General features: G+C 72.9%; 23 protein-coding genes. 12 read left to right on the forward strand and 11 right to left on the reverse strand.

The window, feature by feature from the left end; all coding sequences use genetic code 11:
- Positions 1–216: 216 nt before the first annotated feature.
- Positions 217–999 (reverse strand): NRDE family protein, encoded by a 783-nt coding sequence (locus tag AC0VYL_RS15855; protein WP_475483524.1) that lies wholly within the window; start codon positions 997–999, stop codon positions 217–219.
- A 292-nt stretch (positions 1,000–1,291) separates the two neighbouring features.
- Here AC0VYL_RS15855 and AC0VYL_RS15860 point away from each other — a divergent pair, with 292 nt between their 5' ends.
- From AC0VYL_RS15860 to AC0VYL_RS15875, 4 genes are all read left to right on the forward strand, one after another.
- Positions 1,292–3,724 carry an HAD-IC family P-type ATPase gene (locus AC0VYL_RS15860; RefSeq protein WP_475483525.1) on the forward strand — a complete coding sequence of 811 codons (2,433 nt, stop codon included), beginning with the start codon at positions 1,292–1,294 and terminating at the stop codon, positions 3,722–3,724.
- A gap of 105 nt (positions 3,725–3,829) precedes the next feature.
- On the forward strand, positions 3,830–4,417 hold the full coding sequence (locus AC0VYL_RS15865) for an NUDIX domain-containing protein (RefSeq protein WP_475453818.1): 588 nt from the start codon (positions 3,830–3,832) through the stop codon (positions 4,415–4,417).
- A gap of 41 nt (positions 4,418–4,458) precedes the next feature.
- Entirely contained in the window at positions 4,459–4,821 is a 363-nt protein-coding gene (locus tag AC0VYL_RS15870; protein ID WP_475480611.1) for an ArsR/SmtB family transcription factor, read from the forward strand.
- Positions 4,818–6,743: a heavy metal translocating P-type ATPase gene (locus tag AC0VYL_RS15875; protein WP_475480612.1), complete on the forward strand. Its 1,926-nt coding sequence runs from the start codon at positions 4,818–4,820 to the stop codon at positions 6,741–6,743. Before AC0VYL_RS15870 ends, AC0VYL_RS15875 begins: the two co-directional genes overlap by 4 nt.
- 34 nt (positions 6,744–6,777) lie before the next feature.
- Here AC0VYL_RS15875 and AC0VYL_RS15880 read toward each other — a convergent pair whose 3' ends face one another.
- Positions 6,778–7,257: a GNAT family N-acetyltransferase gene (locus AC0VYL_RS15880; protein WP_475480613.1), complete on the reverse strand. Its 480-nt coding sequence runs from the start codon at positions 7,255–7,257 to the stop codon at positions 6,778–6,780.
- A gap of 92 nt (positions 7,258–7,349) precedes the next feature.
- On the opposite strand from AC0VYL_RS15880, the gene AC0VYL_RS15885 reads away from it, so the two are divergent.
- Positions 7,350–7,838, forward strand: coding sequence for a nucleoside deaminase (locus AC0VYL_RS15885; protein ID WP_475480614.1), 489 nt, complete (start codon positions 7,350–7,352; stop codon positions 7,836–7,838).
- A 104-nt stretch (positions 7,839–7,942) separates the two neighbouring features.
- On the opposite strand, the gene AC0VYL_RS15890 is transcribed toward AC0VYL_RS15885, so the two are convergent.
- Positions 7,943–8,269, reverse strand: a complete 327-nt coding sequence (locus tag AC0VYL_RS15890; RefSeq protein ID WP_475480615.1) for a nuclear transport factor 2 family protein — start codon at positions 8,267–8,269, stop codon at positions 7,943–7,945.
- A gap of 181 nt (positions 8,270–8,450) precedes the next feature.
- Between AC0VYL_RS15890 and AC0VYL_RS15895 the strand changes: the two genes are divergently transcribed.
- Entirely contained in the window at positions 8,451–9,152 is a 702-nt protein-coding gene (locus AC0VYL_RS15895) for a potassium channel family protein (RefSeq protein ID WP_475480616.1), read from the forward strand.
- A gap of 8 nt (positions 9,153–9,160) precedes the next feature.
- On the opposite strand, the gene AC0VYL_RS15900 is transcribed toward AC0VYL_RS15895, so the two are convergent.
- Complete coding sequence (locus tag AC0VYL_RS15900) at positions 9,161–9,757, reverse strand: FxsA family protein (RefSeq protein ID WP_475453837.1); 597 nt, start codon at positions 9,755–9,757, stop codon at positions 9,161–9,163.
- 163 nt (positions 9,758–9,920) lie between these two features.
- Positions 9,921–11,564 carry an apolipoprotein N-acyltransferase gene (gene lnt / locus AC0VYL_RS15905; RefSeq protein WP_475480617.1) on the reverse strand — a complete coding sequence of 548 codons (1,644 nt, stop codon included), beginning with the start codon at positions 11,562–11,564 and terminating at the stop codon, positions 9,921–9,923.
- A gap of 633 nt (positions 11,565–12,197) precedes the next feature.
- Here lnt and AC0VYL_RS15910 point away from each other — a divergent pair.
- Positions 12,198–13,418, forward strand: a complete 1,221-nt coding sequence (locus AC0VYL_RS15910; protein WP_475453842.1) for an ABC transporter ATP-binding protein — start codon at positions 12,198–12,200, stop codon at positions 13,416–13,418.
- A gap of 102 nt (positions 13,419–13,520) precedes the next feature.
- Here the strand turns inward: AC0VYL_RS15910 and AC0VYL_RS15915 are convergent, their stop codons facing one another.
- A complete protein-coding gene (locus AC0VYL_RS15915; RefSeq protein WP_475480618.1) occupies positions 13,521–14,018 on the reverse strand; it encodes a TspO/MBR family protein in 498 nt (165 codons plus the stop codon).
- A gap of 192 nt (positions 14,019–14,210) precedes the next feature.
- On the opposite strand from AC0VYL_RS15915, the gene AC0VYL_RS15920 reads away from it, so the two are divergent.
- Positions 14,211–16,352, forward strand: coding sequence for a prolyl oligopeptidase family serine peptidase (locus AC0VYL_RS15920; RefSeq protein WP_475480619.1), 2,142 nt, complete (start codon positions 14,211–14,213; stop codon positions 16,350–16,352).
- A 281-nt stretch (positions 16,353–16,633) separates the two neighbouring features.
- Positions 16,634–17,848 (forward strand): cupin domain-containing protein, encoded by a 1,215-nt coding sequence (locus AC0VYL_RS15925; RefSeq protein ID WP_475453850.1) that lies wholly within the window; start codon positions 16,634–16,636, stop codon positions 17,846–17,848.
- Positions 17,849–17,898: 50 nt separating this feature from the next.
- On the opposite strand, the gene AC0VYL_RS15930 is transcribed toward AC0VYL_RS15925, so the two are convergent.
- The gene (locus AC0VYL_RS15930; protein WP_475483526.1) at positions 17,899–18,693 is read right to left on the reverse strand and encodes a TetR/AcrR family transcriptional regulator; all 795 of its coding nucleotides are present in this window, start codon (positions 18,691–18,693) and stop codon (positions 17,899–17,901) included.
- Positions 18,694–18,827: 134 nt separating this feature from the next.
- Here AC0VYL_RS15930 and AC0VYL_RS15935 point away from each other — a divergent pair, with 134 nt between their 5' ends.
- From AC0VYL_RS15935 to AC0VYL_RS15945, 3 genes are all read left to right on the forward strand, one after another.
- On the forward strand, positions 18,828–19,799 hold the full coding sequence (locus AC0VYL_RS15935) for an ATP-binding cassette domain-containing protein (protein ID WP_475480620.1): 972 nt from the start codon (positions 18,828–18,830) through the stop codon (positions 19,797–19,799).
- Entirely contained in the window at positions 19,796–20,659 is an 864-nt protein-coding gene (locus tag AC0VYL_RS15940; protein WP_475453856.1) for an ABC transporter permease, read from the forward strand. Before AC0VYL_RS15935 ends, AC0VYL_RS15940 begins: the two co-directional genes overlap by 4 nt.
- 224 nt (positions 20,660–20,883) lie before the next feature.
- Positions 20,884–21,744, forward strand: a complete 861-nt coding sequence (locus AC0VYL_RS15945; protein ID WP_475480621.1) for a (2Fe-2S)-binding protein — start codon at positions 20,884–20,886, stop codon at positions 21,742–21,744.
- A 37-nt stretch (positions 21,745–21,781) separates the two neighbouring features.
- On the opposite strand, the gene AC0VYL_RS15950 is transcribed toward AC0VYL_RS15945, so the two are convergent.
- The 4 genes from AC0VYL_RS15950 to panD form a co-directional block, all read right to left on the reverse strand.
- Positions 21,782–23,023, reverse strand: a complete 1,242-nt coding sequence (locus AC0VYL_RS15950; protein WP_475480622.1) for a DUF4352 domain-containing protein — start codon at positions 23,021–23,023, stop codon at positions 21,782–21,784.
- Positions 23,024–23,118: 95 nt separating this feature from the next.
- Positions 23,119–24,423 carry an MFS transporter gene (locus AC0VYL_RS15955; protein WP_475453864.1) on the reverse strand — a complete coding sequence of 435 codons (1,305 nt, stop codon included), beginning with the start codon at positions 24,421–24,423 and terminating at the stop codon, positions 23,119–23,121.
- An 81-nt stretch (positions 24,424–24,504) separates the two neighbouring features.
- On the reverse strand, positions 24,505–24,744 hold the full coding sequence (locus AC0VYL_RS15960) for a hypothetical protein (RefSeq protein WP_378744094.1): 240 nt from the start codon (positions 24,742–24,744) through the stop codon (positions 24,505–24,507).
- A gap of 121 nt (positions 24,745–24,865) precedes the next feature.
- A complete protein-coding gene (gene panD, locus AC0VYL_RS15965; RefSeq protein WP_475453867.1) occupies positions 24,866–25,270 on the reverse strand; it encodes an aspartate 1-decarboxylase in 405 nt (134 codons plus the stop codon).
- Positions 25,271–25,345 lie beyond the last annotated feature (75 nt).

Raw genomic sequence — 25,345 nt, forward strand, 5'->3', positions numbered from 1 at the left:
TCCTACCTTTGGGTAGCTCTCGACCAGATAACCTGGCTCGTTTCCGCAGGTCGTTAAGTGTGAGCCCCACGCCCGTGGGGATGGACCGGTTGACTTATCGGAAGTCAGGAACTGGGGTGGGTGAGCCCCACGCCCGTGGGGATGGACCGGCGGGCCTCCGGGGGCCGAGTTCGATGTGAGCCCACACCCGTGGGAAACCCTGCTGCCCATCCGCTTCTAGAGGTCGATCATCTTCCAGGGTTCGGGGGCGGCGGGGGTGTCGGTGAAGGCGTAGCGCACCGTGTCGCGGTCCAGGGCGATGAGGGTGACGGAACCGGTGGCCCACACCCGGCCTTCGCCCAGGTCCGCGTGGGCGATCAGGCCCGTGGGGTCGCCCCCGGGGGTGGTGCCCGCCGAGCGGGGCCGCTCGTGTGCCGCCTTGCCGATGAGGGCGGGCCACTCCCCCCAGATCCCCTCCGGAGTGTCGACCTTCGCCAGGTCCGGGTCCGGGCGGGTCCGGGCGAACTCCGGAGTGTGCCGGGCGGCCCGGGGGTCGGCGGGGTCCAGGCCCGTATTGACCAGTGTGGTCACGCCCCGGGGAAGGGAACGGATGTCCAGACACCGCCCGTCCCAGCTGTACAGGGTCGCGCTGTGCGCGTCGGCGTCGAGCAGGTGGAAGGGGGCGTAGCGGGTGGGGTCCTCGCCCGCGAGGGGGTCGCGGTTCTGAGTGGTCAACGCCTTGAGCGGCAGGTCGCCCCGGCTGGCGGGGTAGGTGCCCTCCCACGGCATCGTGCCGTCCCACGGCCACCCGTTGAGCAGTGCGGCCATCCGTCGCTTCTGGGGGTCCACGGCGAGCCAGGTCCCTCCGGCGAGCTGGTCGCGGCCGCCGACCAGGTTCGGCAGGTCGGGCCAGTGCGGCGCGGGCCAGGCCCAGGGGCGTGAGCGCATCTCGTCCCTGAGCGCGGCGACGACCAGCGGTGTCCTGGCGTCCGGATCGAAACCGACGATCACCGTGCACATCTCGTTGTCTCCCACGCGTTCGGGTCCCTTGCCAAGGACTCTACGACGCGAACCCCCATGGGCGCCCGCCGGGGACACGATCCCTGGTCAGGGTGGTGCTGGCCCCAGGGTGAAGAGTCACGCGGGCCCTACGGCGCCGCCGGGGCGTGCACTTCTACTCTGGGGGCTCCCTAGTCTTGTGTGCGTTGACGCCGGGGCCCGTGAGCGGGGGTTTCACCGCTCCCGTCCCCTTCGCCCTCCCAACCAGGAGTCCTCCGTGTCCGAAGAAACCGACCGGTCCCAGCGGGGCCCGATCCCGACCGAGCCCGTCTCGGCCCGGTCCGTACTCCTGGGGCCGCCCCCGGAGCGGGGGTTGTCGCGGGAGGAGGTCGCCGAACGTGTCGCGGGCGGGCGGACCAACGACGTCCCCGTCCGGGCGAGTCGCAGCGTCGGACAGATCATCCGGGGGAACGTCTTCACCCGCATCAACGCGATGATCGCGGTGCTCTTCTCGATCATCGCCGTCATCGGACCGGTCCAGGACGGGTTGTTCGCGATGGTCATCGTGATCAACACGCTGATCGGGATCGTCCAGGAGCTGCGCGCCAAGCGCACCCTGGACCGGCTCGCGATCGTCAACGCCGCGCGTCCCCGGGTGGTGCGCGACGGCTCCACGGTGCGGGTCGCGACCCAGGAGATCGTCCTGGACGAGGTCCTGGAGGTCGGGGTCGGTGACCAGGTGGTGGTCGACGGCGTCGTGACCTGGGCCGGAGGGCTGGAGGTCGACGAGTCGCTGCTGACGGGCGAGGCCGACCCAGTGCTCAAGCAGGCCGGTGACACGGTGATGTCGGGCAGCTTCGTGGTGGCCGGGGCCGGGCGCTTCCGGGCGACGAAGGTGGGACGGCACGCGTACGCGGCGCGGCTGGCCGAGGAAGCGAGCCGGTTCTCACTGGTGCGGTCGGAGCTCAGGTCGGGGATCAACACGATCCTCACCTGGATCACCTACGCCCTGTTCCCGATCGGTGCGCTGCTCGTCTACAGCCAGCTGTTCATGAACGGGCAGGTCGCGTTGGACCAGCCGGTGTCCGGGGGGATCTCGGGGCCGCTGGCGGACGCCCTGCGCGGCATGGTGGCGGCTCTGGTGTCGATGATCCCCGAGGGGCTCATCCTCCTGACCAGCATCGCGTTCGCGGTGGGGGTGATCCGCCTGGGACACCACCACTGCCTCGTGCAGGAACTGCCCGCGATCGAGGGCCTGGCGCGGGTGGACGTGGTGTGCACGGACAAGACCGGCACGCTGACCGAGGTCGGTATGAGGCTGGCCGAGATCCGTGACCTGGGTGGCGCGGACTCCCCGACCCCTGTGCTGGCCGCGCTGGCCGCGAGCGACCCGGACCCGAACCCGAGCATGGCCGCGATCGCCGAGGGGTGCGCGGCCGGCGGGCATGAGGCCCCGGACTGGACCGTGACCGCGCTGGCGCCCTTCTCCTCCGCGCGCAAGTGGAGCGGCGCGAGCCTGCTGACTCCCGCGGGTGAGGGGCACTGGGTGATCGGCGCCGCCGACGTCCTGGCCGACCCCAGCTCCCCCGCCGCCGAGGAGGCCGCCCGTCTGGGCGCCCAGGGCCTGCGGGTGCTGTTGCTGGCGCGGGCCTCGGTCCGGGTGGACGACGAGTTCGCCCCGGGGACGGTGGAGCCGGTGTCCCTGGTGGTGCTGGACCAGCGGGTGCGTGAGGACGCCGGGCCGACCCTGGACTACTTCGCCCACCAGGGGGTGGACGTCAAGATCGTCTCCGGCGACCACGCCGCCTCGGTGGGAGCGGTCGGTCGTGAGCTGGGCCTGCCCGGCGCGGACCGCCCGGTGGACGCGCGGGATCTGCCCCGGGGGCCCGAGGAGTTGGCGCGGGACGTCGAGCGCCACTCGGCGTTCGGCCGGGTGACCCCCGAGCGCAAGCGCGACATGGTGCGCGGGCTCCGCGACGGGGGCCACACGGTGGCGATGACGGGTGACGGCGTCAACGACGTGCTCGCCCTGAAGGAGGCCGACATCGGCGTGGCGATGGGCTCGGGCAGCCCGGCCTCGCGGTCGGTCGCGCAGCTGGTCCTGTTGGACAACCGCTTCGCGGTGCTGCCCCGGGTGGTGGCCGAGGGCCGCCGGGTGATCGGCAACATCGAGCGGGTGGCCAGCCTGTTCCTCACCAAGACCGTGTACACGATGACGCTGGCGATCATCGTGGGCCTGCTGGCGGTGGCGTACCCGTTCTTCCCCCGGCACGCCACGCTGATCAACGCGGTCACCTTCGGCATCCCGTCGTTCTTCCTGGCCCTGGCGCCCAACACCGACATCGCCCGGCCGGGGTTCGTCCTGCGCACGCTGCGGCTGGCGATCCCCTCGGGGATGGTGGCGGGTCTGGCCGCGGTGACGACCTACCTGCTGGTGCTCGGCGGGCGCACGGTCCCGGACCCGGCGGACCGCACGGCGGTGGTCATCACGCTGTGCGCGACGACGCTGTGGGTGCTCCTGTTGGTGGCCAAACCGTACGTGTGGTGGAAGGTGGCGATGGTCGGGTCCATGGTGGGCCTCCTGACCCTGGCCATGGTGACGCCGTGGGGCCGTTGGTTCTTCGACCTCGACGTGAGCGACCCGACCAAGGTCCTGACCGGACTGGCCGTGGCGGGGGTGGCGATCGTGGTGATCACGGTGATCCGGCTCGTGGACGACCGGATGACGGCCCGGGCGGACGCCTAGCGGGTTCGGGTACCACCTCGGGGCCGACCAGCGTGGGAACTGTTCACGGCCGGTGCCGAGCCGGGATCCTGGGGGCGCCACGTGTCTGGATCGACAGGAGCCACATTGAGCATCCCGAACACGCACATCCGCGCCGTGCTGGACGGCTATCTGGAGCGCTTCCCCAAGGAAGTCGACGCGGCCGACCCCCTGGTGCGGGCCCTGGACGGTGGGCACGAGCTCTCCTCGCCCAAGGAGTTCCGGGGGCACGTGACCGCGGGGGCCGTGGTGCTCGACCCGTGTTGGCGGGTGCTGATGGTCCGCGAGGGCGACCGGGGCCCCTGGCTCCTGCCGGGCGGCCACCTGACCGACGGGGACGGCGCCCTGGACGAGGCGTCGCTGAGCCGTCTGACGGAGGCGACCGGTCTGTCCCCGGACCAGGTCGAGTCGGCCCGGACGGGGTCGGACACGCACGCGCTCCCGCTGGACCTGGACGTCCGCGGTGTCCCGGAGGACGAGGACCGGGGAGAGCCGGAGCACGTGCACTTCGACTTCCTGTACCTGTACCGGGCGACGGCCGCGACGGTGCCCGCGCGGGGCGGCGACTCCGACGCGCTCGCCTGGCGTCCCCACACGGACGTGCCCTCAGCGAGGTTGGCGGCGAAGATCTCCCAGACGCTGGCCGCTTCGAGAACGGTGGCCCAGCGCGCCTGACCCGGTGTTGATTCATCGCCAAAACTGAATATGATCGTCGCATGACGATGAATGAAGGTGTGGAGGGGGTCTGCGCGGACTCCGGGCTGGACGCGGCCGAGGCCCTCTTCCACAGTCTCTCCGACGGGGCCCGGCTGGCGATCGTGCGTCGCCTGGCGCAGGGTGAGGCACGTGTGACCGACCTCGTGGACCAGCTGGGCCTGGCCCAGTCCACGGTCTCCAAACACGTGTCGTGCCTGCGCGACTGCGGCCTGGTCGAGGGGCGCCCCCAGGGGCGCCAGGTCTTCTACTCGCTCAGCCGCCCCGAACTGATCACCCTGCTCGCGGCGGCCGAGACCCTCCTCGCGGCGACCGGGAACGCGGTCGCCCTGTGCCCCACCTACGGAACCGACGGCGTCCGGTGAGCGACACCTGCTGCGGCGACGCCCCGCCCGTGCGGTCCACCGACCCGGCGGAGCCCACCCGGCTCGGGCAGGTCACCGAGATCCGCTTCGCCGCCGTCGCCGCGCCCCTGCTGCTCGCCGGGTACACGGCGGGATGGTGGGGCGCCCCCGAGTCCCTTTCCCTCCTGCTGAAGTCCGCCGCCCTCGCGGTCGCGGCCTGGACCTTCGTCCCCTCCACCGTGCGCCGCCTGTCAGGTCCGGGCCCGTTCCGGGACCGGATCGGCGTGGGCACCCTGATGACCCTGGCCGCCGCCGGTGCCGTGGCTTTGGGCGAGGTCGGTGAGGCGGCGATGCTGGCCGTGCTCTTCACCGTCGCCGAGGGGCTGGAGGGGTACGCCGTCGCGCGCACCCGGCGCGGCCTGCGCGCCCTGCTGGACCTGGTGCCCGCGCGGGCGACCGTGCTGCGCGACGGGGTCGAGCACACCGTCTCCCCCGACCGGCTCCGCCCCGGGCAGACCCTCGTGCTGCGACCGGGCGAACGGTTGGCCACCGACGGCGTCATCGCCGTCGGGCACACCAGCCTGGACACCTCGGCCATCACCGGGGAGTCCGTGCCCGTGGAGGCGGGACCGGGCGAGGCCGTGTACGCGGGCTCGGTCAACGGCACCGGTCCGCTGGAGGTCACGGTGACCGCCGGGGCCGAGGACAACTCCCTGGCGCGCGTGGTGCGCGTCGTGGAGGCCGAGCAGGCCCGCAAGGGTCAGGGCCAACGGTTGGCCGACCGGGTCGCCCGCCCCCTGGTTCCCGGGGTGATGGTCGCGGCCGCGCTGGTGGCGGCGGTCGGATCGCTCCTGGGCGACCCCCTGACCTGGATCGAACGGGCGCTGGTCGTGCTGGTGGCGGCCTCTCCCTGCGCGCTGGCGATCTCCGTTCCGGTGACCGTGGTGGCCGCCGTCGGCGCGGCCTCACGTCAGGGCGCACTGGTCAAGGGCGGCGCGGCGCTGGAGGCGATGGGCGGCGTCCGGGTGGTCGCCCTGGACAAGACCGGGACCCTCACTCGGAACGCGCCCGCCGTCATGGAGGTGGTGCCCGCTCCCGGGCGCGCCCGGGAGCGCGTCCTGGCCCTGGCCTCGGCGCTGGAGGCGCGCAGCGAACACCCGCTCGCCCGAGCGGTGCTGGCCGCCCACCCCTCACCCCCTCCGGCGGAGGACGTCCTCGCGGTACCCGGCCACGGGCTGACCGGCCGGGTGGAGGGCGCGCAGGTGCGTCTGGGCCGTCCCGGGTGGGTCTCCCCGGGTCCCCTCCGGGGAGAGGTCGAGCGGCTGCTGGAGGCCGGGGCCACCGTGGTCCTGGTGGAGGTGGACGGCGACGTGACGGGCGCGCTCGCGGTCCGCGACGAACCCCGCCCCGAGGCCGCCGAGGTGGTCGCGGAACTGCGCCGTTCCGGGCACCGCGTGGCCGTGCTGACCGGTGACCACCCCGTCACGGCCCGGGCGCTGGCCGTCGAGGTCGGGATCGCCCCCGAGGAGGTGCACGCCGGGCTGCTGCCCGAGGACAAGGCCCGGGTGGTCGGTGAGCTGCGCGCCGGGGGCCCCGTGGCCATGGTCGGTGACGGGGTCAACGACGCCCCGGCCCTGGCCTGCGCCGACCTGGGCGTGGCCATGGGCGCGATGGGCACCGACGTGGCCGTGGAGACCGCGGACGTCGCCCTGATGGGTGAGGACCTGCACCACCTCCCGGCGGTCCTGGCCCACGCCCGCCGCTGCCGGACCATCATGTGGCAGAGCGTCGGGCTGTCACTGGCGATCATCGTCGGTCTGGTGCCACTGGCGCTGTTCGGCGTCCTGGGACTGGCGGCGGTGGTCCTGGTACACGAACTGGCTGAGGTGGTGGTGATCGCCAACGGTCTGCGCGCGGGGCGCCGCACGGCCCTCCGGCGGTGAGCCCGTCGTCCACGGTGATCGGGGGACTCCCGGGTCACAGACTCCGGTAGTAGTGCACCACCGGTGAGGCCACGAACCCGGCCTTCTCGTAGACGGCGCGTGCCGGGGCGTGGGCGTCGTCGCCGCCGGTCCTGATCACGGCCACCGCCATGCCCTCCTCCCGGATGCGCTCCACGGCGAACTCCGTGAGCGCCGTGCCGGTGCCCCGCCCCTGCTGCTCGGGGTCGACCCCCAACAGGTGGACCAGTCCGGTGCCGCCCTCCCGGTCGAGCCGGACGGTGACGAACCCGGCCACGCGGTCGGTGACGGCCACCCACGCGTCCGCCTCCGCCGAGTCCAGGTCCTCCCGGACGTCGCGGGCGTGCGTCCGGCGCCAGTCCCCGTGGAGCCGCCGGTGCAACCTCGGTCCCAGGGTCCGCTCCAGTGCTGCGTAGCCGGGCTCCCAGGCACGCAGGGCGAGGCCGACCACCGTGTCGCGGTCGCCGGGTTCGTAGGGCCGGATCCTGATCTCCATGGGTCGCAGCGTAGCCACGCGCCCCGGAGGCGACCAGGGGTTTTCCCGGCGCGCGGTACGGTGGCGCCGAACCCGGAGCGAAGGAGCCCATGATGGTGGACGAGACCGACCTGCGTCACCTGCGTCGCGCGGTGGACCTGGCCGCGGCGGCTCTGGACCGGGGTGACGAGCCGTTCGGTTCGGTGCTGGTGGGCGCGGACGGCGCGGTGCTGTTCGAGGACCACAACCACGTGGCCGGGGGCGACTTCACCCAGCACCCGGAGTTCGCGATCGCCCGCTGGGCCGCCGGGCACCTGACCCCCGCCGAGCGCGCCGAGGCCACCGTCTACACCTCGGGTGAGCACTGCCCGATGTGCTCCGCCGCCCACGCCTGGGTGGGGCTGGGGCGCATCGTGTACGCGAGTTCGGCGGAGCAGTTGGGCTCCTGGCTGGCGGAGTGGGGTGTCCCGGCCGGTCCGGTGCGGGCGCTGTCCGTGAACGAGGTGGCTCCCGGTATCCCGGTGGAGGGTCCGGTGGGGTCCCTCAGCGAGGAGGTGCGCGGTCTGCACGCGCGCCTCCACGGACGTGTCGCGGAGCACTGAACCCGGACTCGCGCCCACCGCGTGATCGAACGTGATCGAAACGATCAGTGCTGGTGGGCCACGCGTCCCGTCGTCCCGTCGACCCCGTGCTGCGCCGGAACGGATCAGCCCTCCCTGATGGTCATCCGGGCGATCCGGTCCCCCTCGACGCGGAAGGCGAAGGAACTCAGCCCGTTGGCGTGCCGCGACCTCCAGTCACCGACCACCGTGACCCCGTCCGGGGTGGTTTCGGCCGAGCGCACGTCCAGCACGCCGCGGGCCCCGATGAACTCCACCTCGCTCCACCCCTTGATGGCCTCGCGCCCCCGGAACTCCCGTCCCCAGTCGTCCACCACCCCGTCTGGGGTGAAGGCCTCCAGGAAGCCCTGCTCGTCGTGGTCGTTGACCCGGTCGACGAACGACGCGACCGGCTCGGGGATGCTCACGCTCATGGTGCTCCTCCGGCTCGTGCGGACCCTGGTGGCCCCACTCCCTGAGGATGCTCGCAGCCCGCTGGTCTACCGCGTGTCGACGGCGCTCCAAGGTCGGGCAAACACCTCCCGCGCCTCACACGGTCCCGCCCGCGGCCGGGCTAGCCTCCCGGCGAGCGGTGGCGTACGGGAAGGGGCCGGTATGCGTGGTCGACCGGGGCTCTCACACCCCCTGGCGGCGTTCCTGGCCGCATCGGCGCTGCTGCACTTCGCGTATCCGCTGACGCTGCGCGGACAGCTGTGGGAGATGCTGTACACCCTGCTGTATCCGGCGGTGGTCTTCCTGGGCGTGCGCGTTGTCCTGCCCGAGGGCCGACGCCTGGTCCCCGTGGCCGTGCTCTCCGTGGTCTTCCTGGTGTCCGGGTTCTGGTCGGCCCTGCACCCCGAGGTCCCCACCGCGCGTCTCGGGCTGTTCTGCGCCGTCGTGCTGTTCCAGGGCTACCTGATCCTGAAGCTGCTCGCGTTCGTGTTCACCTACCGGCGGCGGCACCAGCGTGAGCAGGGCCCGCAGCTGATCCTGGCGGCGATCTGCGCCTACCTGCTGCTGGGCGGAGTGTTCGCGGCGCTGTTCGGCATCGTGGAGGCCCTGTGGCCCGGTGGCTTCGAGGACTCCCTCGCCCCGGGGACACCGGTGGACTGGCAGGACCTCACCTATCTGAGCTTCGTCACCCTGGTCACGCTCGGCTACGGCGACCTCGTGCCGGTCACCCCGTGGGCGCGCTCGCTGGCCACCGGCGAGGCGGTGGCGGGGACCCTGTTCCTGACCACGGTGATCGCCCGCATCGTGGGTGCCTACGTGTCGGTCTCCCCGTCCGGGCCGGAACCCGGACCCGAACGCGGGTGACCGGGGTCTCAGTTCCGGTCGTCGTCCTCGGGTTCGAACTGGCCCTGGATGACGCGGCCCCGGTTGGGGGTGGACCGGTCCCCGGTCTCCGCGCCCCGCGAGCCTCCGGGAGCGGTGCCGAACGGGTTCGCGGGCCCACCGGAACCGGCGGGTCCGCCGGGCCCGAAGGGGGCCTGGTTCGGGATGGTGGCGCCACGCGCGGAGAACTCCTCGTTCACGCGTTCCTGCATCTTCCTCATCCGGCGGGCCGCCCAACCGGCGAACGCCCACCGCAGGGCGGGCCGCGTGACCGGGGTGGCCAGCAGCAGACCGACGGCGGCGGTGAGGAACCCCGGGATGACCAGCAGGATGCCGCCGGCCATGAGCATCAACGGGTCGAGCAGGCCCTTGCGGGGCTGCTCACCGGTGCGCATGGCCTCGTCGGCCTCCTGGACGACCTCGCGGAAGGCCCGGCCCGTGTGCCGCAGCACGGCCACGCCGAGGATCATCAGCGAGACCAGCGCGGCCAGCGTCCACGGCACGCCGATCTGTCCGCCGACCCAGATCATCAGGCCCACCTCAAGGAAGGGCAGTGCCATCAGCGCCAGCACCATCAGCAGCGGCATCGCGAATCATCCTCAGTGTCGTGGACCGGAGTCGGGTTCTCCCCTTGACGGGGAAAACGTACCCGTGACGTGAATGGTTCCCGGTCCGGGAACTCCCACCCGCGGCGGACGCCCCGGTTCCGACCCCCGCGACGGGGACCGCTCCCCCGGCCGGTGGGCGGGTTCAGGTCCGGGACCTGCGGGAGACGACGACCGAGGCGACCACCGCGGCCAGGCCGAGCGCGGCCATCAGGGCCTCCGGGACCGCGCCCAGCCGGGTGGCCACCGTGGTGCCCTCCATGGCGGTGAGCTCCGCGACGTTGACGTCGCGCACCGCTTCGGGCGACTCGTAGGCGATCCCGCCGTCCGGCTCGACGACGGCGCTGACCCCGCTGGTGGAGACCACCACGGCCGGGCGTCCGTGCTCGACGGCGCGCAGCTGGGTGATGGCCAGCTGCTGGTGCGACTGCCCGGTGAAGTTGTAGTTGGCGTTGTTGGTGGGGATCACGATGATCCCCCCGCCCGCCGCCACGGACTCGCGCACCGGCGGGTCGAAGGCCACGTCGAAGCAGATGCCCACGGCCAGCGTGGTGCCGCCGATGTCCAGGGCCCCTGGTTCGGTGCCCGGGACGGCGTCGGAGCTGACCTGGCCCAGACGGGAGACGAACCGGGTGAAGAAGTCGCGGTAGGGGACGTACTCGCCGAACGGGACCAGGTAGCGCTTGTCGTAGGCGTCGCCCGGGCCGGTCTCGGGGTCCCACACCAGGCTCTGCACGGAGCGCGTGCCGTCGTCGTTGAACCGGCTGAGCCCCCAGAGGAGGGGCGCGTCCACCTCCTGCGCGGCCTCGTCGATGGTCCGCGCCGCCTCGGGGTCCCGGAAGGGGTCGATGTCGCTGGCGTTCTCCGGCAGGAGCACGAGGTCGGGTTGGGGGTACTCGCCCGCCCGGACCGACTCGGCCAGTTCCGCTACGCCGTCGGCGTGGTTCTGGAGCACCTGGGCGCGCTCTCCGAGGATGGAGATCTCACCGACGTTGGGCACGTTGCCCTGGACCATGCCGACCGTGACGGTCTCCACCGGGGTGGGACGGCTGATCGCGGGGGCCACGAGACCCCCCAGGACGATCGCGGCGCTGGCGGCCAGGCCGAGGGCCGGGAGGAGCACACGCGCGCGGCCTCGGGCCGTCACGGCGCGCAGCAGGGTCCACACCAGCATGGCGCCGGTCAGGGCGACGGCGAAGGAGACGAGCGGGGAGGACCCCAGGGCCGCGTACCCCACGAAGGGCGTGTCCGGCTGCGCGAAGGCGAGCTTGCCCCAGGGGAAGCCCCCGAGCGGCCAGCGGGCGCGTACGGCCTCCTGGGCCACCCACAGGGCGGCGGTCCACACGGGCCAGTAGGGCAGTCTCGCCACCAGTGACAGGCCCATGGCCATGGGAAGGAAGTAGGCGCTCTCGGCCGCGGCGATGCCCAGCCACACGTCGACGCCGAAGATGCCCTGCCAGTGGACCAGCGGCACCATGAGCGTGGCGCCGGACAGGGCGCCCAGCCAGGCGGCGCGGCGCACGCGGGTCCCGCACACGGCGAGGAGGAGGAGTGCGGCGCTGACCGGGCCCAGCCACCAGAGGCCGTACGGCGGGAGCGCGAAGAGCTGGGCCAGGCCCGCGCCCACTGCGGCCAGGGTCCTCAGGAGGAGGTCGAAGCGTCCCCAGCGGTGCCCCGGGGCCAGGGGGGACCACGTCGTGGCCCGCGCCTCGGACTCCGGCGCCGTGATGCTCGGCGAGGGTCTTTCGGGGTTCGGAGCTGCCTCCGGCCCCTTCTGCTCGGCAACCACGTGGGATGCTCGCTTTCCGCTGGATTCTGAGGGTCCTGGCGGTCAGCATATTGGGGGGACGCGGAAAAGGCCCGAGCCACCCTTCGGACCGGCTCCGTCCCGTCGGCGGCGAGCTCGGAAGACCGTTGTCTACTGGATGTTCGGGCCTTTTCCGGGTCCAACCCCCCGCCCGGTCGCGGTACTCCGCCCCTCACCCGATCCCAGCTGCACCTGGCGCGTGATGCAGCGTCCAATCGGACGAGTGGGGGCCGCACAACCGGTCCGTCCAGTGCTGGACTGGTCGTTAGGTTACCCAGACTCCCCGACCCCTTGTCTCAACCCGGGCGCCGTGTCGTGGCTACCGGCCCAAGTGCTGGGAGGGGAGAGCGTGATGAACCGTGCGCCAGGCTAACGCACCTGAGCCGCACACGCCAGCTGGCCAAGGGTGGTTTGCGCGTGACCGCAATCGGATCGAAATCAAATCCGCTCTGGACATTTTGATCGCGATCATGTCTGATGTGATCAAGAAACCGACCCGTTTCGATCAACTTCGAACATCGGGCCCGGTGAAGGGGCATCTGAGGGGTCCACGGCCCCGCGGTTCCCCACCATCGGATACGCCACACCACCGAGCCAACGCGGGAGCTGACAGCCATGGCGGAGATCGTCCTTGAGGGCGTCGACAAGATCTACGGCGGCGACGTCAAGGCCGTCGACGACCTCAACCTCCGGATCAACGACGGCGAGTTCATGGTGCTCGTCGGCCCCTCCGGCTGCGGCAAGTCCACCGCGCTGCGCATGATCGCGGGCCTGGAGGAGATCTCGGCGGGCACGCTGGTGATCGGGGACGAGATCGTCAACGACCGTCCGCCGAAGGACCGCGACATCGCGATGGTCTTCCAGAACTACGCGCTCTACCCCCACATGACCGTCGAGCAGAATCTCGCCTTCGGTCTGAAGCTGCGCAAGGTCCCCAAGGCGGAGATCGCCCGGCGCGTGGGTGAGGCCGCCGACATGCTCGGTCTGGAGCCCTACCTCAAGCGCAAGCCGGGCGCGCTCTCCGGTGGTCAGCGCCAGCGTGTGGCGATGGGCCGCGCCATCGTGCGCGAGCCGCAGGCCTTCCTCATGGACGAGCCGCTGTCCAACCTCGACGCGAAGCTCCGCGTGCAGATGCGCGCCTCCCTGAACCAGCTCCACGAGCGCCTGGGCGTCACCACCGTCTACGTCACCCACGACCAGATCGAGGCGATGACCCTCGGTGACCGGGTCGCGGTGCTGCGGGACGGCCGACTCCAGCAGGTCGACACCCCCAAGCGCCTGTTCGACGCCCCCGTCAACCTGTTCGTGGCCGGGTTCATCGGTTCCCCGGCGATGAACTTCGTCGACGCCGAGATCTCCCGCGACGGTGACGGCGCGGTCCTGAAGTTCGCCGAGCACGCGCTCCCCGTCCCGGCCTCGGTCCTCAAGGAGCGCCCACACCTGAGCGAGTACGTGGGCCGTTCGGTGATCCTGGGCATCCGCCCCTCGGACTTCAGCGACGCCGAGTTCGACGGCAACGGCGACCCGCGCATCGAGGTCACCGCCGACGTGACCGAGGAGCTGGGCACCGAGATCAACGTGATCTTCGGCATCGACGCCCCGCCCGTGCGCCACGAGGACGCGGCAGCCCTGGCGAAGGACGCCGCCGGTGACGACGAGGAGAGCGCCGAGGCCGCCCTGCCGCTGGGCGACAACCGCTCGCAGTTCACCGCCCGTGTGAGCCCGCGCAGCAGCGTGCGCCCGGGCAGCACCATCAGCCTGGCGGTGGACGTCAGCCAGCTGCACTTCTTCGACCAGGAGAGCGGCCTGGCGATCGGCCACCCCGACAACGTCTGATCCGCCCCCCGGTCCGGTCCACACCTCCCCGGACCGGACACACGGGCGGCGCCCCATCCCCCGGGGCGCCGCCCGTCCCCGTCTCCCCCGTGGTCGTCTGGGTCAGTTGGCCGCCCAGATGGCGGCGTTGAGCGTGGCGGCGAAAACGACCCACACCAGGTAGGGGACCAGGAGCACCACCGCCGACCTGCTGTGCGGACGGGCCAGGAACAGCGTCGCCGTCACCGCGACGACCAGCAGCAGGATGTCCGCCAGCGCGAGGCCCTGGAGCCCGGCGCCGAAGAACAGCGGCGTCCAGACCGCGTTCAGGAGCAGCTGGAGGACGTAGACGCCAAGGAAGACGGCGGCGCCCCGGGTTCCGGCCGCCCGCCACACCAGCCAGCCCGCGACCGCGATGAGCACGTACAGGACGGTCCACACCGGACCGAACAGCCAGGCGGGCGGTGCCCACACCGGCAGGTCGAGGCGAGCGTAGACCGCGCCGGACTGTGCCGCGGCGGCGCCGCCGACCAGAGCCGTGGCCAGGACCGCCGCCCCGAAGCACGCCGCCGCCACCAGCGACCGGCGCGGCTCCCGGGGGTGCCGGACGGTGTTCTCCACGGGTCCCTCCCTCACTCCTGGAACTCCCGAGGCTCGGTCCGCCCCTCGTCGGAGACCTACCCGGTTCCCCGCCGACCATCCCGGCGGTCGTGGCTGGCACCGCCCACAAACCTTCCCTCACCGACACAGTCGCGTCCCTCGGGGCCAGGTATCTCTTCCTTGACCGTCGTGTCGGGCCGCTTGAACCATGTGATGGTGCGTAACCGACCCGGAACCGCCCCGGCCGCCGACCCCGTGTCGGTCGTCGACACGCTGCACGGCCACCCCGTCCCCGACCCCTACCGATGGCTGGAGACCTCCGACTCCCCCGCGACCCTCCGCTGGCTGGCGGAGCGCGGTCGGGAGTACGAGCGGGAGGCGGCCACCTGGCCCCTGCGCGCACACCTGGCCGAACGCATCCGGGCGCTGGTCGCGACCGACCTGTGGTCGCCGCCGGTCCACCGCTCCGGCACGCTGTTCTGCACGGTACGCCGGGCGGGGAGCGAACACCCGCGCCTCGTGGTGTGGCCCCGGGACCCCGGAGACACCGCCGCCGGGGCCCCGGACACGGATCCGCTGACCGTCCACGACCCCTGCGCGGACGACCCCACGGGGCGGACCACCCTGGACTCCTGGGAACCGAGCCCGGACGGCCGACTGGTCGCCGTCCAGACCTCCTCGGGCGGGGTGGAACGCGGTGGCCTGCGCGTGGTCCGGACGGACACCGGAGCGACGGTCGGCCCGACGGTCTCCGGAGTACGGTACTCGCACGTGGCCTGGCTGCCCGGCGAACGGCGGTCCTTCTACTACGTGCGTCGCGACGGCGTCCGGGGCGTGCGCGGCGTGTGGCTGCGCCGGGTCGTGGACGGCGCCGAGACGCTCGTGTACCCCTGCACCGGGCCGGGCACCGTACCCGGCGTGCGGGTCCTGGACGACCGCTGGCTGCTGGTCACGGAGAGCCACGGCACCGGTCACCGCACCGACCTGTGGCTGGCCGACCTGGCCGCGCGTCCGGCGGAGCGGCCGGAGTTCCGACCGCTCCAGGTCGACCACGAGGCGGAGACCGAGGTGGGGGCGGGTCCCGACGGTCTGCTGTACCTGCGCACCACACTGGACGCGCCGCGACGCCGCGTGTGCGCGGTGGACCCGGGAGCCCCCGGCGACCGGCTCTCACCCGAGCACTGGCGGGAGGTGGTCCCCGAGGACCCCGGCGCGACCCTGGACGCGTTCTGCCCGCACCGCTCGCCCGAGGGCACGGCGCTGCTGGTGGTCCGCACCCGGTTGGGCATCAGCGAGGCCGCCGTGCACGACGCCGTCACCGGCGTCCGCTCCCACACGGTGGAGCTGCCGGGTGAGGGCATGGCCTCCGGCCCGGTGGCCATGCCGGACGGCACGGTCTTCCTCGCCTACGCCGACGTGGCCACCCAGCAGAGGGTCCTGCGCCTGGCCCCAGGGCACCGGACACCCGTGCCCTGGCCCGCCCCCGCGAACCCCGACGCGGCCACCGGCGCGCGCCCCGGTACCGGGGCCGCCCCCTCCGTGGTCCGCACCGTGGAGTGGTGTCGGTCCTTCGACGGCACCCGGGTGCCGGTCACGGTCTTCGACGCCTCCGGTGGCTCCGGGCCGGGCCCCACCCTCCTGCACGCGTACGGGGGTTTCGGACGTCCGCGCCAGTTCGGGTTCAGCGCGACCGTGCTCGCCTGGCTGCTCTCCGGCGGCCGCTACGCCGTGGCCCACGTCCGGGGCGGGGGTGACGCCGGGCGCCGGTGGCACCTGGAGGGTTCGGGCCGCCACAAGACGCGCGCGGTGCGCGACCTGATCGCCGCCGCCGACACGCTGGTGTCCTCCGGGTGGTGCACGCGCGCCGAACTGTGCCTGTCCGGCGGTTCGGCCGGGGGGCTGCTGGTGCTGGCCGCCGCCACCGCCCGCCCGGACCTGTGCTCGGCGGTGATCGCCTCGGCCCCCCTCGCGGACATGGTGCGGTTCGAGCGGCTGGGGCTGGGCCGCATGTGGACACGGGAGTTCGGCACCGCGGCCGACCCCGACGACTTCGCCGCACTGGTGTCGTACTCCCCCTACCACCGCGCTCTGGACACCGCCCTGCGCACACCCGGCCTGCGGCATCCCAGTGTCCTGCTCACCGGGTTCGACGGCGACACCCGGACCGACGCCGCCCACCCGCGCAAGATGTGCGCGGCGCTGCTGGCGGCGGGAGGGGACGGGGACCGCCCGGCCGCCCTGCTGCGCTACGAACACGACGTCGGGCACGGCCCGCGCGCGGTGAGCAGGGCCGTGGGACTGGCCGCCGACGCGCACGCGTTCGCGGCCCACCGAACGGGGCTCACCGGGCGCTGACGGCACCCGGTCCGGCCCTGACCAAGAGGATCGACGGCACACAGAAAGCGAGGTGCGGTATGGACCCCATCGAGGTTGAGGTCGAGGATCTGGCGGAGGTGACCTCCCGCGACACCACCGCGGGCGGCGACAACGACGGCACCGACTCCAGTTCGGACTTCATCTGATCGGTGCCCGCCCGGTCCGTGCCGCTCCGGCGCGGGCCGGGCGGGTCCCCCCGCCACCACGATCCGCGCGCCCGCAGAACCGTAACGTCCGACCCTCCTGGAAAGGGGACAGCCGTGACCGATCCCGGCAGCCTGTTCACCCGAACCCTGTGCGACGTCGTGGGCCGCGACGCACTCACCACCCGACTGTCGGAGGAGTTCGTCTTCGCCGACCTGGGCGCGGACGCCGTGCGCTCGCTCCTGACCTTCGACGACCTCAACGGCCTGCTGGCCGAGAGCGCCCCGGAGCCGCCCCGTCTGCGCCTGCACAAGGACGGCTCACCGGTCCCGTTGGACCGCTACACGGACCGGGCCCGGGTCTCGCGGACCGAACGCCGGATCGTGCGCCCCGAGTCGCTGTACCGGGAGCTGCGCGCCGGGGCGAGCCTGGTGCTGGACGGCATCGACCGGATGCACCCGCCGATCGGCGCGGCCGCCGACGACCTCATGCGGCTGACCCGGGAGCGCGCGCAGACCAACCTGTACCTGATCTGGGGTGAGTCCCGGGGGTTCGACACCCACTGGGACGACCACGACACGGTGATCGTGCAGGTGGAGGGGACGAAGCACTGGCAGGTGCACGGGCCGGGTTCGCGCCCGTACCCGATGAGGAACGACACCGACCACGCGCACACCCCGCCCCGGGACGCGGACGGCGAGCTGCACCTGGTGTGGGAGGGCGTGCTGCGCCCCGGTCAGGTGATCCACGTGCCGCGCGGTTGGTGGCACACGGTGACCGGCACCGGTGAGGTGAGTATGCACCTCACCTTCGGTTTCACCCGCGCGACCGGGGTGGACTGGGCGGACGCGCTGGTGCGCGGACTGTTCGAGGAGGAGGCGTTCCGTCGGGACCTGCCCCGGTTCGCCGACCCCGACTCGCGCCGCAAGCACCGGCACGAGTTGGTCGAGCGGATCACGGAGCTGGCCGAGCGCCTGGACCTGGACACCTTCCTGGCCGAGCGGGACGCGCGTTTCCCCCGGCGCACGTCGTTCTCCCTGCCCTGGCCGGTGGAGGACGGCGCTCCCCCGGAGCACGCGCGGGTGGAGTTCGTCCCGATCCTGCCTCCCCCCGTGGTGCGGGAGGGCGAGGGCGGGGACGCCCGGGTCGTGGTCACCGTCGCGGGGAAGCGGTACCGGCTTCCCGTCGTGGCGGAACCGGTGCTGGAGGCGCTGGCCGAGCACCGGGAGCTGTCCGTGGCGGCGCTGGCCGAGCGCGCGGGCGTGGACGCGCCCACGTGCGTGCGGGTGGTGTCCGCGCTGGCCCGCCACCACCTGGTGCTGGTGCGCTGAACGGGCGGGGGCGGACGGACCCGCCCCCGCTCCCCGGCCCCGGGCGGTCCTCAGCCCCCTGCCTCGGCCCGGCCCCCGGTGCGCACGTACGCGTCGACACCGTCGAGGATGCGCTGGACGGCGAAGCCCAGGCCGCCCAGGAGACCGCTCTCCTCGGCGAATCCGGCCGGGGCCTCGTCGAACGTGCCCTGGTCCAGGGTCCACAGGATCGTCGGGAACTCCTCGGGGTCGATGACCCCCCGCAGCCCCCGGACCCACCCCTGTTCGTCGTCCTCCACGGAGCCGCCGCGTGCCCGGGCGGCCCGCGCCAGGTCCTCCTCCATGCGGATCAGGTCCCTGAGCGCGTACGAGAGCAGCAGGAGGACCTGGAGTGACTCGGCGGCTCCGAGCCCGGAGGCGGAGACCTCGCGGAGCCCGGCCTCCATCCAGCGGAGTCCGTTGGGGCCGCTCGGGGGGCCGGACTGGGGGATGTAGGCGGACCAGGGGTGCCTCCGCCACTGGTCGAGCGCCCGGTGGCACCACTCCTCGGTCCCGGCCCGCCAGTCACCGTCGTCGCGGGGCCCGGCGGGGCGCTGGGACAGGGCGGCGTCCTGCATGAGGACGAGCAGGTCCTCCTTGCTCTCCAGGTGCCGGTACAGCGACATCGTCGTGTAGCCGAGCTCCCTGGCCACGCGCTGCATGGAGACGGCGTCCAGTCCCTCGGCGTCGGCCACCGCCATCGCGGCCTCGACGATCGCCGTGCGGCTGAGCCTGGGCTTGGGTCCGCGCCGGGCGGTCTCCCGCTGGCCCCACAGGAGCTCGATCTCCCGGGTGGTTCCCGTCGTCGGCCGTTCTTCGCTCGTCATACCCCACCAGTCGTCGGTACCGCCGCGCGGGGACCGCCGCTCCGGTCCGCCGCCTTGGTTGACTCCCATCCTAAAACTGTGTACTACTTAAACTAATAAGTTTAGTACGTACACAGTTTATGAGGCACACAGTCATGGAACCGTCGTCTCCCCCGGCCGTCAGGGCCAGGGGACTCCACAAGCGCTACGGCGACACCCGGGCCCTGGACGGGCTCGACCTCACCGTCGCCCCCGGCACCGTCCTCGGCCTGCTCGGACCCAACGGGGCGGGCAAGACCACCGCCGTGCGCGTCCTGTCCACCCTCCTGCGACCCGACTCCGGCACGGCCTCGGTCGGCGGCCACGACGTGCTCACCGCACCGGAGATGGTCCGCTCCGTCATCGGCCTGACCGGCCAGTACGCCTCCGTCGACGAGATCCTGACCGCCCGCGAGAACCTCGTGATGTTCTCCCGTCTGTACGGGTACGACCGGACCGGCGCACGCGAGCGCGCCCGGGAGCTCCTGGAGCGGTTCGACCTCGTCGACGCCGCCGACCGCCCCTCCAGCGGCTACTCCGGCGGGATGCGCCGCCGCCTCGACCTGGCGGTCAGCCTCATCCAGGAGCCCCGTGTCCTGTTCCTCGACGAACCCACGACCGGGCTCGACCCGCGCAGCCGGATCCAGGTGTGGGAGGCCGTCCGCGACCTCGTCCGCGGAGGGGCCACCGTGCTGCTCACCACGCAGTACCTGGAGGAGGCCGACCAGCTCGCTGACCGCGTCGCCGTCATCGACCACGGCCGGGTGATCGCGGAGGGCACCCCGGACACCCTCAAGTCCCAGGCGGGCGGCGACCGCCTGGACGTGCTCGTGCACGACCCGGCGGACCTGTCCGCCGTCGCGGAGCTGCTCGGCACGGCCCTGACCGCCCCCGCGCGCGTGCACTCCGCCGAACGGCGGGTGAGCGTGTCGGCCGAGGACCGGATGGCCGCGCTGACCGGCGCCGTACGCGCCCTGGACGGCTCCGGACTGAGGATCACCGACATCGGGGTGCGCCGTCCCAGCCTCGACGAGGTCTTCCTGGGCCTGACCGGCACCGGGACCAACACGGAGGAGGCCACCCGATGACCGCGACCACCACTCCCCCGACCGCCCGGCACGACCGGGGCACGCCGCCCGTGTCCCACCCGGCCCGCGAACGCCGGGGCCGGGCCTGGACCGACGTCCTGGTCCTGAGCCACCGCAACCTGCGCCACATGGTCCGCGACCCCTTCGAGCTGGTGATCGCGATCAGCATGCCGCTGCTGATGGTGCTGCTGTTCGGGTACGTGTTCGGTGACGTCATGTCCGGGACGGGGGCACGGGACTACCGCACCTTCCTGGTGCCCGCCATGCTGGCCATGGTCATGCTGTACGGCGTCGCCGGGACCTCGGCCGGGATCGCCCGCGACACCGCGCGCGACGTCATGAGCCGGTTCCGCTCCATGCCCATGGCGCCGATGGCGATCCTGGGCGCGCGCACGCTCACCGACATGGTGCGCGCCGTGCTGGAGGTCGTGCTGCTGCTCGGCTGCGGCGCCCTGATCGGCTGGCGCTTCGAGGACGGTGTCGGCGGCGCGCTGGCCGCCGTGGGGCTGCTCCTGCTCTTCCGGTTCGCTCTGGTGTGGCTCGGGGTCCTGATCGGCCTGCACGCGACCAACCCCGACGCGGCGAGCATGCTGGTCTACCCGCTGGCCTTCCCGCTCACCATGCTGTCCACGAGCTTCCTGCCGTCGACCGCGATGCCGTCCTGGCTGGCTCCGATCGCGGAGTGGAACCCGCTGTCGGCCGTGGTCAGCGCCACTCGTGAGCTGTTCGGCAACGAAGTACTGCCCTCGGACGCCTGGCCCGCGCAGAACGCGCTGCTCCTGGCTCTGGGCGTGCCCGCGCTGATGGTGGCCGTCTGCGTCCCGCTGGCGCTGCGCCGCTTCCGTGCCCTGAGCCACTGACCACGCGGGTCCGTCGGACGGCGGCCGACGGACCCGTACGTCACCCCCGCACCCCAGGGCACGAAGGCTCCACGATTCGGCAAACGTCCAGGCTGACGCATTGCCACCGCCGCGATGGTTAGGGTAGCCTCACTTCATAGGCGCACGTGAACACGACCCGTCCGGACGCGGCTGTCGCACGCCCCCGGACCTGTCCGTTCCGCTCCGCGACGAAGGGTTGCCAGGTGACTCCAGATCCGCTCGACGTCTTCCAGGGCGTCAGCGCGCGGCTGAAGTTCGCGCCGCTGCCCGAGCTCACCGACGCCGACCGGCTCCACGGCCGTCCGGTGGACCGCGTCCAGTTCCACAGCGTCGCCTCGATGACCGGACACGACTGGCTCCCCGTGCTGTTCGACAAGCTCCGGACCGAGCACGGCCCCGGCCACCGCCTCCCCGCCGCGACCAACTTCCTCCGGGTCACCCTGCGCGAGCCGATCTTCCTGGTCGCCGCCTGCCTGTACCTCACCGGACGCGGACCGCTGCTCACCCCGGACACCCTGTACCTGCCCTGGGACACGGTCCGGAGCAGGTTCGACACGCCCACCGTGACCGACCTCCGCACCGTGGTCCTGCCCGACGACCCCGCCGCCGACCACCCCGAGACCGTGGTCGCCCGCGACGAGGACGAGCAGCTGCGCCTGGTCGCGGAGGCGTTGTTCGCCACCGTCGAGCCCCTGGTCGAGGCCCTGCACGCACACTCACGCGCCGGCAAGCGCACCCTGTGGGGCTGGGTCCTGGACACCCTGCACTTCTACATGCTCAACCCGGCCCGCTACCTGGGCCGTGACGCCGAGCAGGCCTGGGAACTGGCCACCCGGCTCGGTGAAGCGGTGGTCGAGGCGGGTGCCGTCACCCGTAGGCGGCCGCGGCTGTTCCCGTTCGCCCCCGACCACCCCCGGGGCACCTGGGCGGTCCGGGGCACCTGCTGCTTCGACTACAAGGCCGACCCCGAGCACGGCTACTGCACCACCTGCCCGCTCAAGTGCGACAGCGAACGCAGGGAGGCCCTGTCGGAGTGGCTGCGCGACCCCGCGCTCGCCCCCTGACAGGACCTCGTCCCGAGCCCGTGGGCGGCCCCGTCGCTCAGGTCACCGGGACCTCCACCGGGCCGGTGAAGTACGGCTCGAAGAGCACCCGCTCCGCGTCGATCTCACCGGGGACGGTGATCGCGCCGTCGGCGGTCTGCCCCGGGTCCAGGGTCTGCACACCGAGCTCGTTGGCGTCCATCGCGATCGCGTCTCCCGGGCTGTGCTCCTCCCCCTCGGCGTCCACCACGACGAAGTAGAGCGGATTGACGTCCAGGGCGTCCGTACCGGTGTTGGTGACGGTCACCTCGACACTGGTGAACTCGCCCTCGACGTAGAGGGAGCTGGGCTCGAACTCGGTCGAGGTGGCGGTCAGCTCCGCCTCGGAGGGCACGTCCTCTCCCGGCGCCTCCTCGGTCTGTTCGACGCCCGCATCGCCGCTGCCACTGGGCGAGCTCTGGTCCGCCAGGACCAGCGCGACCGCCGCGCAGCCGCCCAGAGCCAGGAGCAGCAGGAGCAGGACTCCGCAGCCGATCCCGATGATCCTGCCCCACGGAGTCGGCTTCGACGGCGGCGGGCCGTAGCCGCCCTGCCCCGGGGGACCGTATCCGCCGGGGTGGCCGTGGCCGCCCTGGGCGCCGTAGTTGACCGGCTCGCTCGGGTAGCCGCCGTATCCCGGGGCGTAGCCCGCGTGCTCGTATCCCGCGCTCCCCGGGCCGCTGGGCCCCTGGGAGTACTCACCCGGGTCCGGTTGCCCGGGGCCGCCCCCGTACGGTCCGGGCTCGCCCGGCGGCGGCCCGTAGGAGGGTCCCCCGCCCTGCGGGGGCCCGGGCGGCGGACCACCGGGGGGCTGCTGCCACGAGGGCTGCCCGTTCGGGGGCCGTTGCCACGAGGGCTGGGCGCCCGAGGGCTGGGCGCCCGAGGGCTGCTGCCACGGGGGCTGGGAGCCCGGGGGCGGCTGCCATGAGGGCTGGCCGCCCGACCACGCGTCCCCGGGGGGCGGACCACCCGGAGGCTGGTCGCCCGGGGGCACACCGCCCGGCGGCGGACCACCGTGGAGCGCCCCTCCCGGGTACGGGCCCCCGGGAGGAGGCGCGTAGGACGGCTGCCCCATCGGCGGAGTGCCGTGCTGGTGCGCCCCTCCCGGCGGAGGGTCGTGCCGGGGCTCCCCGGGCGGCTGCGGGCCGCCCTCGATCGGATCGCCGGGGTCGCCCGGCCGCCACTCCTCCGGCGGGTGGTGGTTGACCGGATCCTGGTCCGGCCGCTCACCGGCTCCCTCCTCGGGCTCCCGATCACTCACCCAGAACACCCCTTCGTCCAGTGGCGCGTCCCGCCGAGAGCGGCGGGCACCTCAGAACCGCACCGTAACCGCGCCCAGGAGGGGCGGAGCGGAGCTCAGCGGGCGTTTCCGGTAAAGGTCGGGAAGTGTTTGCCCCGTGCGCGGAGGGCGAGCACGAACACCGGGACCGTGAACAGGGCGGCGAACAGGTTCAGGCCCCCGAAGCCCACCGTCGCCAGGACCACGCCGGACAGCGCGGCCGCCGAGGCGGCCCCCAGGTTCATGGCGAGGTCGCTGAACCCCTGCGCTCGGGGGCGGACCTCGGCGGGCAGCGACTCGGCCAGCAGCGCGCTGGCCGAGACCAGCCCGAAGGACCAGCCGAGGCCGAGCAGGACCAGCCCGGTGGTCACCAGCGCCTCACTGTGCCCGGCGGTTCCGGCGACGGCGGCGGCCGCCAACAGGATCACCTGCCCGGTGAGGAGCACGGGCGTGCGCCCGAAGCGGTCCGCCAGCCAGCCCACCAGTGGGGAGAGCCCGTACATCCCGGCGATGTGCAGGGAGATGGTCAGTCCGATGACAGTGAGTTCGGCACCGTGGTGTGTCAGGTGCACCGGTGTCATCGTCATGACCGAGACCATCGTGGTGTGGCTGGCGACGACCCCCACCACGGCCAGCAGGGCCGACGGGGTCCGGCCGATCGCCCGCAGGGCGTCGGTCAGCCCGACCCCGCCCCTCGGTGCCCGGCCCTGGTCCGCGTCGATCCGGGCGGCCTCGGCGGTCGCCGTCAGCAGCGGGTCGGGCCGCAGCAGGAACGCGATCAGCACCGCGCCGCCGAGGAACCCGACCGTGGTGAGCAGCACCGGACCCAGCAGGTCGGGCAGGCCCAGGAGGACGGCCAGTCCGCCGGTCGGGCCGATGAGGTTGGGACCCACCACCGAACCCACGGTCGTCGCCCACACCACCACGGACAGGTCGCGGCCGCGGGTGCGTTCGGTGGCCAGGTCCGCGGCGGCGTGCCGGGCCTGGAGGTTGGTCGCGGTCCCCGCGCCGACCAGGAGCATGCCGAACAGGAAGAGCGCGAAGAGGTCCAGGAGCGTGGCGGTGATGACCACTGTTCCGCCCAGCGCACCGAAGAGCCAGCCCAGGGAGAGGCCGGGACGGCGCCCGCTGCGCGCGGCCAGCGAGGCCAGGGGCAGGGCGAACGCGGCCGCGCCCAGGGTGATCATCGTGGTGGCCATCCCCGACCACGCGTCCGACCCGCTCAGATCGAGGGCGATGAGCGCGCCCACGGCGAGCATGGCGCCCATGCCGACGCTGCCGACGACCTGGGCGAGCATGAGGACGAGGACGGTACGCCGTTGCAGGCGGGCCCGAGCCGCTTCGGAGAGGGGGTCCCCGTCCCGGCTGGTTTCTGTGGACACGAGGTGGGTGCTCCGATTCATCCGGCCAACGGATGAATCGTAGTCCTCCGCACCTTTTCGGACCAGGCCGGGTCCGCCCCGTCAGCCCCGCCCGTAGCGCCACCGCAGGAAGTCGTGCTCGCGCTCGACGTAGCGCATCTCCGCGTACAGCAGGTCGGGGTCGTCGGCGTGCACCACCACCCCGCCGACCGGGATCACCGGCCAGCGCGCGAACGCCCAGAACCGCCGGGTGTAGGGGCCCCACAGGACGACCCAGGCGCCCTGCTTCTGCCACTCGATGTGTTCGGCGACCCGGCGCCGTTCCTCGTCCCGTTCGTCCATGGCGCCTGTGGACATACCCGGGACCCGGATGTCCGATCAGGCCGGAACCGGCCATTTCGGGGGGTTTCCGCGAACACGGACGCCCGTGCCGGGGCACGGGCGTCGCATGGCGCGGGTCCGGTCAGCGACCGGCGACGAGATCGCTGCCCGGGACCGGCTCGGCCGGGTCGTTGCCGAGCGCGACGACGCGGTTCTCCCCGTCCACGTGCACGACGTGCTGGACGTGGTCGGCCCGTTCCCGCTCGTCCACCTGGGCGTAACCGATGATGATGACCAGGTCCCCGGGGCTCACCAGGCGCGCGGCGGCGCCGTTGATCCCGATGACCCCGCTCCCCCGCTCACCCACCAGGGCGTAGGTGACCAGGCGGGCGCCGTTGTCGATGTCGACGATGTGGACCTGCTCGCCGTCGACGATGTCGGCGGCGTCCATCAGGTCGGCGTCGATGGTGACCGACCCCACGTAGTGCAGGTCGGCCTGGGTGACCGTCGCGCGGTGGATCTTGCCGTTCATGAGGGTGCGCAGCATGGACGAAGCCTCGTTTCAGGATGTGTCGCGGACTACAGGCCCCCGGAGGGGTCCCGTGCGTATCCCATGATGGCG

Source organism: Nocardiopsis sp. iso_238 (assembly GCF_056173325.1).

Coding starts and splice junctions, on each gene's coding strand:
- AC0VYL_RS15855 (WP_475483524.1), bottom strand. CDS start 999: ATGTGCACGGTGATCGTCGGTTTCGATCCGGACGCCAGGACACCGCTG.
- AC0VYL_RS15870 (WP_475480611.1), top strand. CDS start 4,459: ATGACGATGAATGAAGGTGTGGAGGGGGTCTGCGCGGACTCCGGGCTG.
- AC0VYL_RS15880 (WP_475480613.1), bottom strand. CDS start 7,257: ATGGAGATCAGGATCCGGCCCTACGAACCCGGCGACCGCGACACGGTG.
- AC0VYL_RS15885 (WP_475480614.1), top strand. CDS start 7,350: ATGGTGGACGAGACCGACCTGCGTCACCTGCGTCGCGCGGTGGACCTG.
- AC0VYL_RS15890 (WP_475480615.1), bottom strand. CDS start 8,269: ATGAGCGTGAGCATCCCCGAGCCGGTCGCGTCGTTCGTCGACCGGGTC.
- AC0VYL_RS15895 (WP_475480616.1), top strand. CDS start 8,451: ATGCGTGGTCGACCGGGGCTCTCACACCCCCTGGCGGCGTTCCTGGCC.
- AC0VYL_RS15900 (WP_475453837.1), bottom strand. CDS start 9,757: ATGCCGCTGCTGATGGTGCTGGCGCTGATGGCACTGCCCTTCCTTGAG.
- AC0VYL_RS15910 (WP_475453842.1), top strand. CDS start 12,198: ATGGCGGAGATCGTCCTTGAGGGCGTCGACAAGATCTACGGCGGCGAC.
- AC0VYL_RS15920 (WP_475480619.1), top strand. CDS start 14,211: ATGGTGCGTAACCGACCCGGAACCGCCCCGGCCGCCGACCCCGTGTCG.
- AC0VYL_RS15930 (WP_475483526.1), bottom strand. CDS start 18,693: ATGACGAGCGAAGAACGGCCGACGACGGGAACCACCCGGGAGATCGAG.
- AC0VYL_RS15935 (WP_475480620.1), top strand. CDS start 18,828: ATGGAACCGTCGTCTCCCCCGGCCGTCAGGGCCAGGGGACTCCACAAG.
- AC0VYL_RS15940 (WP_475453856.1), top strand. CDS start 19,796: ATGACCGCGACCACCACTCCCCCGACCGCCCGGCACGACCGGGGCACG.
- AC0VYL_RS15960 (WP_378744094.1), bottom strand. CDS start 24,744: ATGGACGAACGGGACGAGGAACGGCGCCGGGTCGCCGAACACATCGAG.
- panD (WP_475453867.1), bottom strand. CDS start 25,270: ATGCTGCGCACCCTCATGAACGGCAAGATCCACCGCGCGACGGTCACC.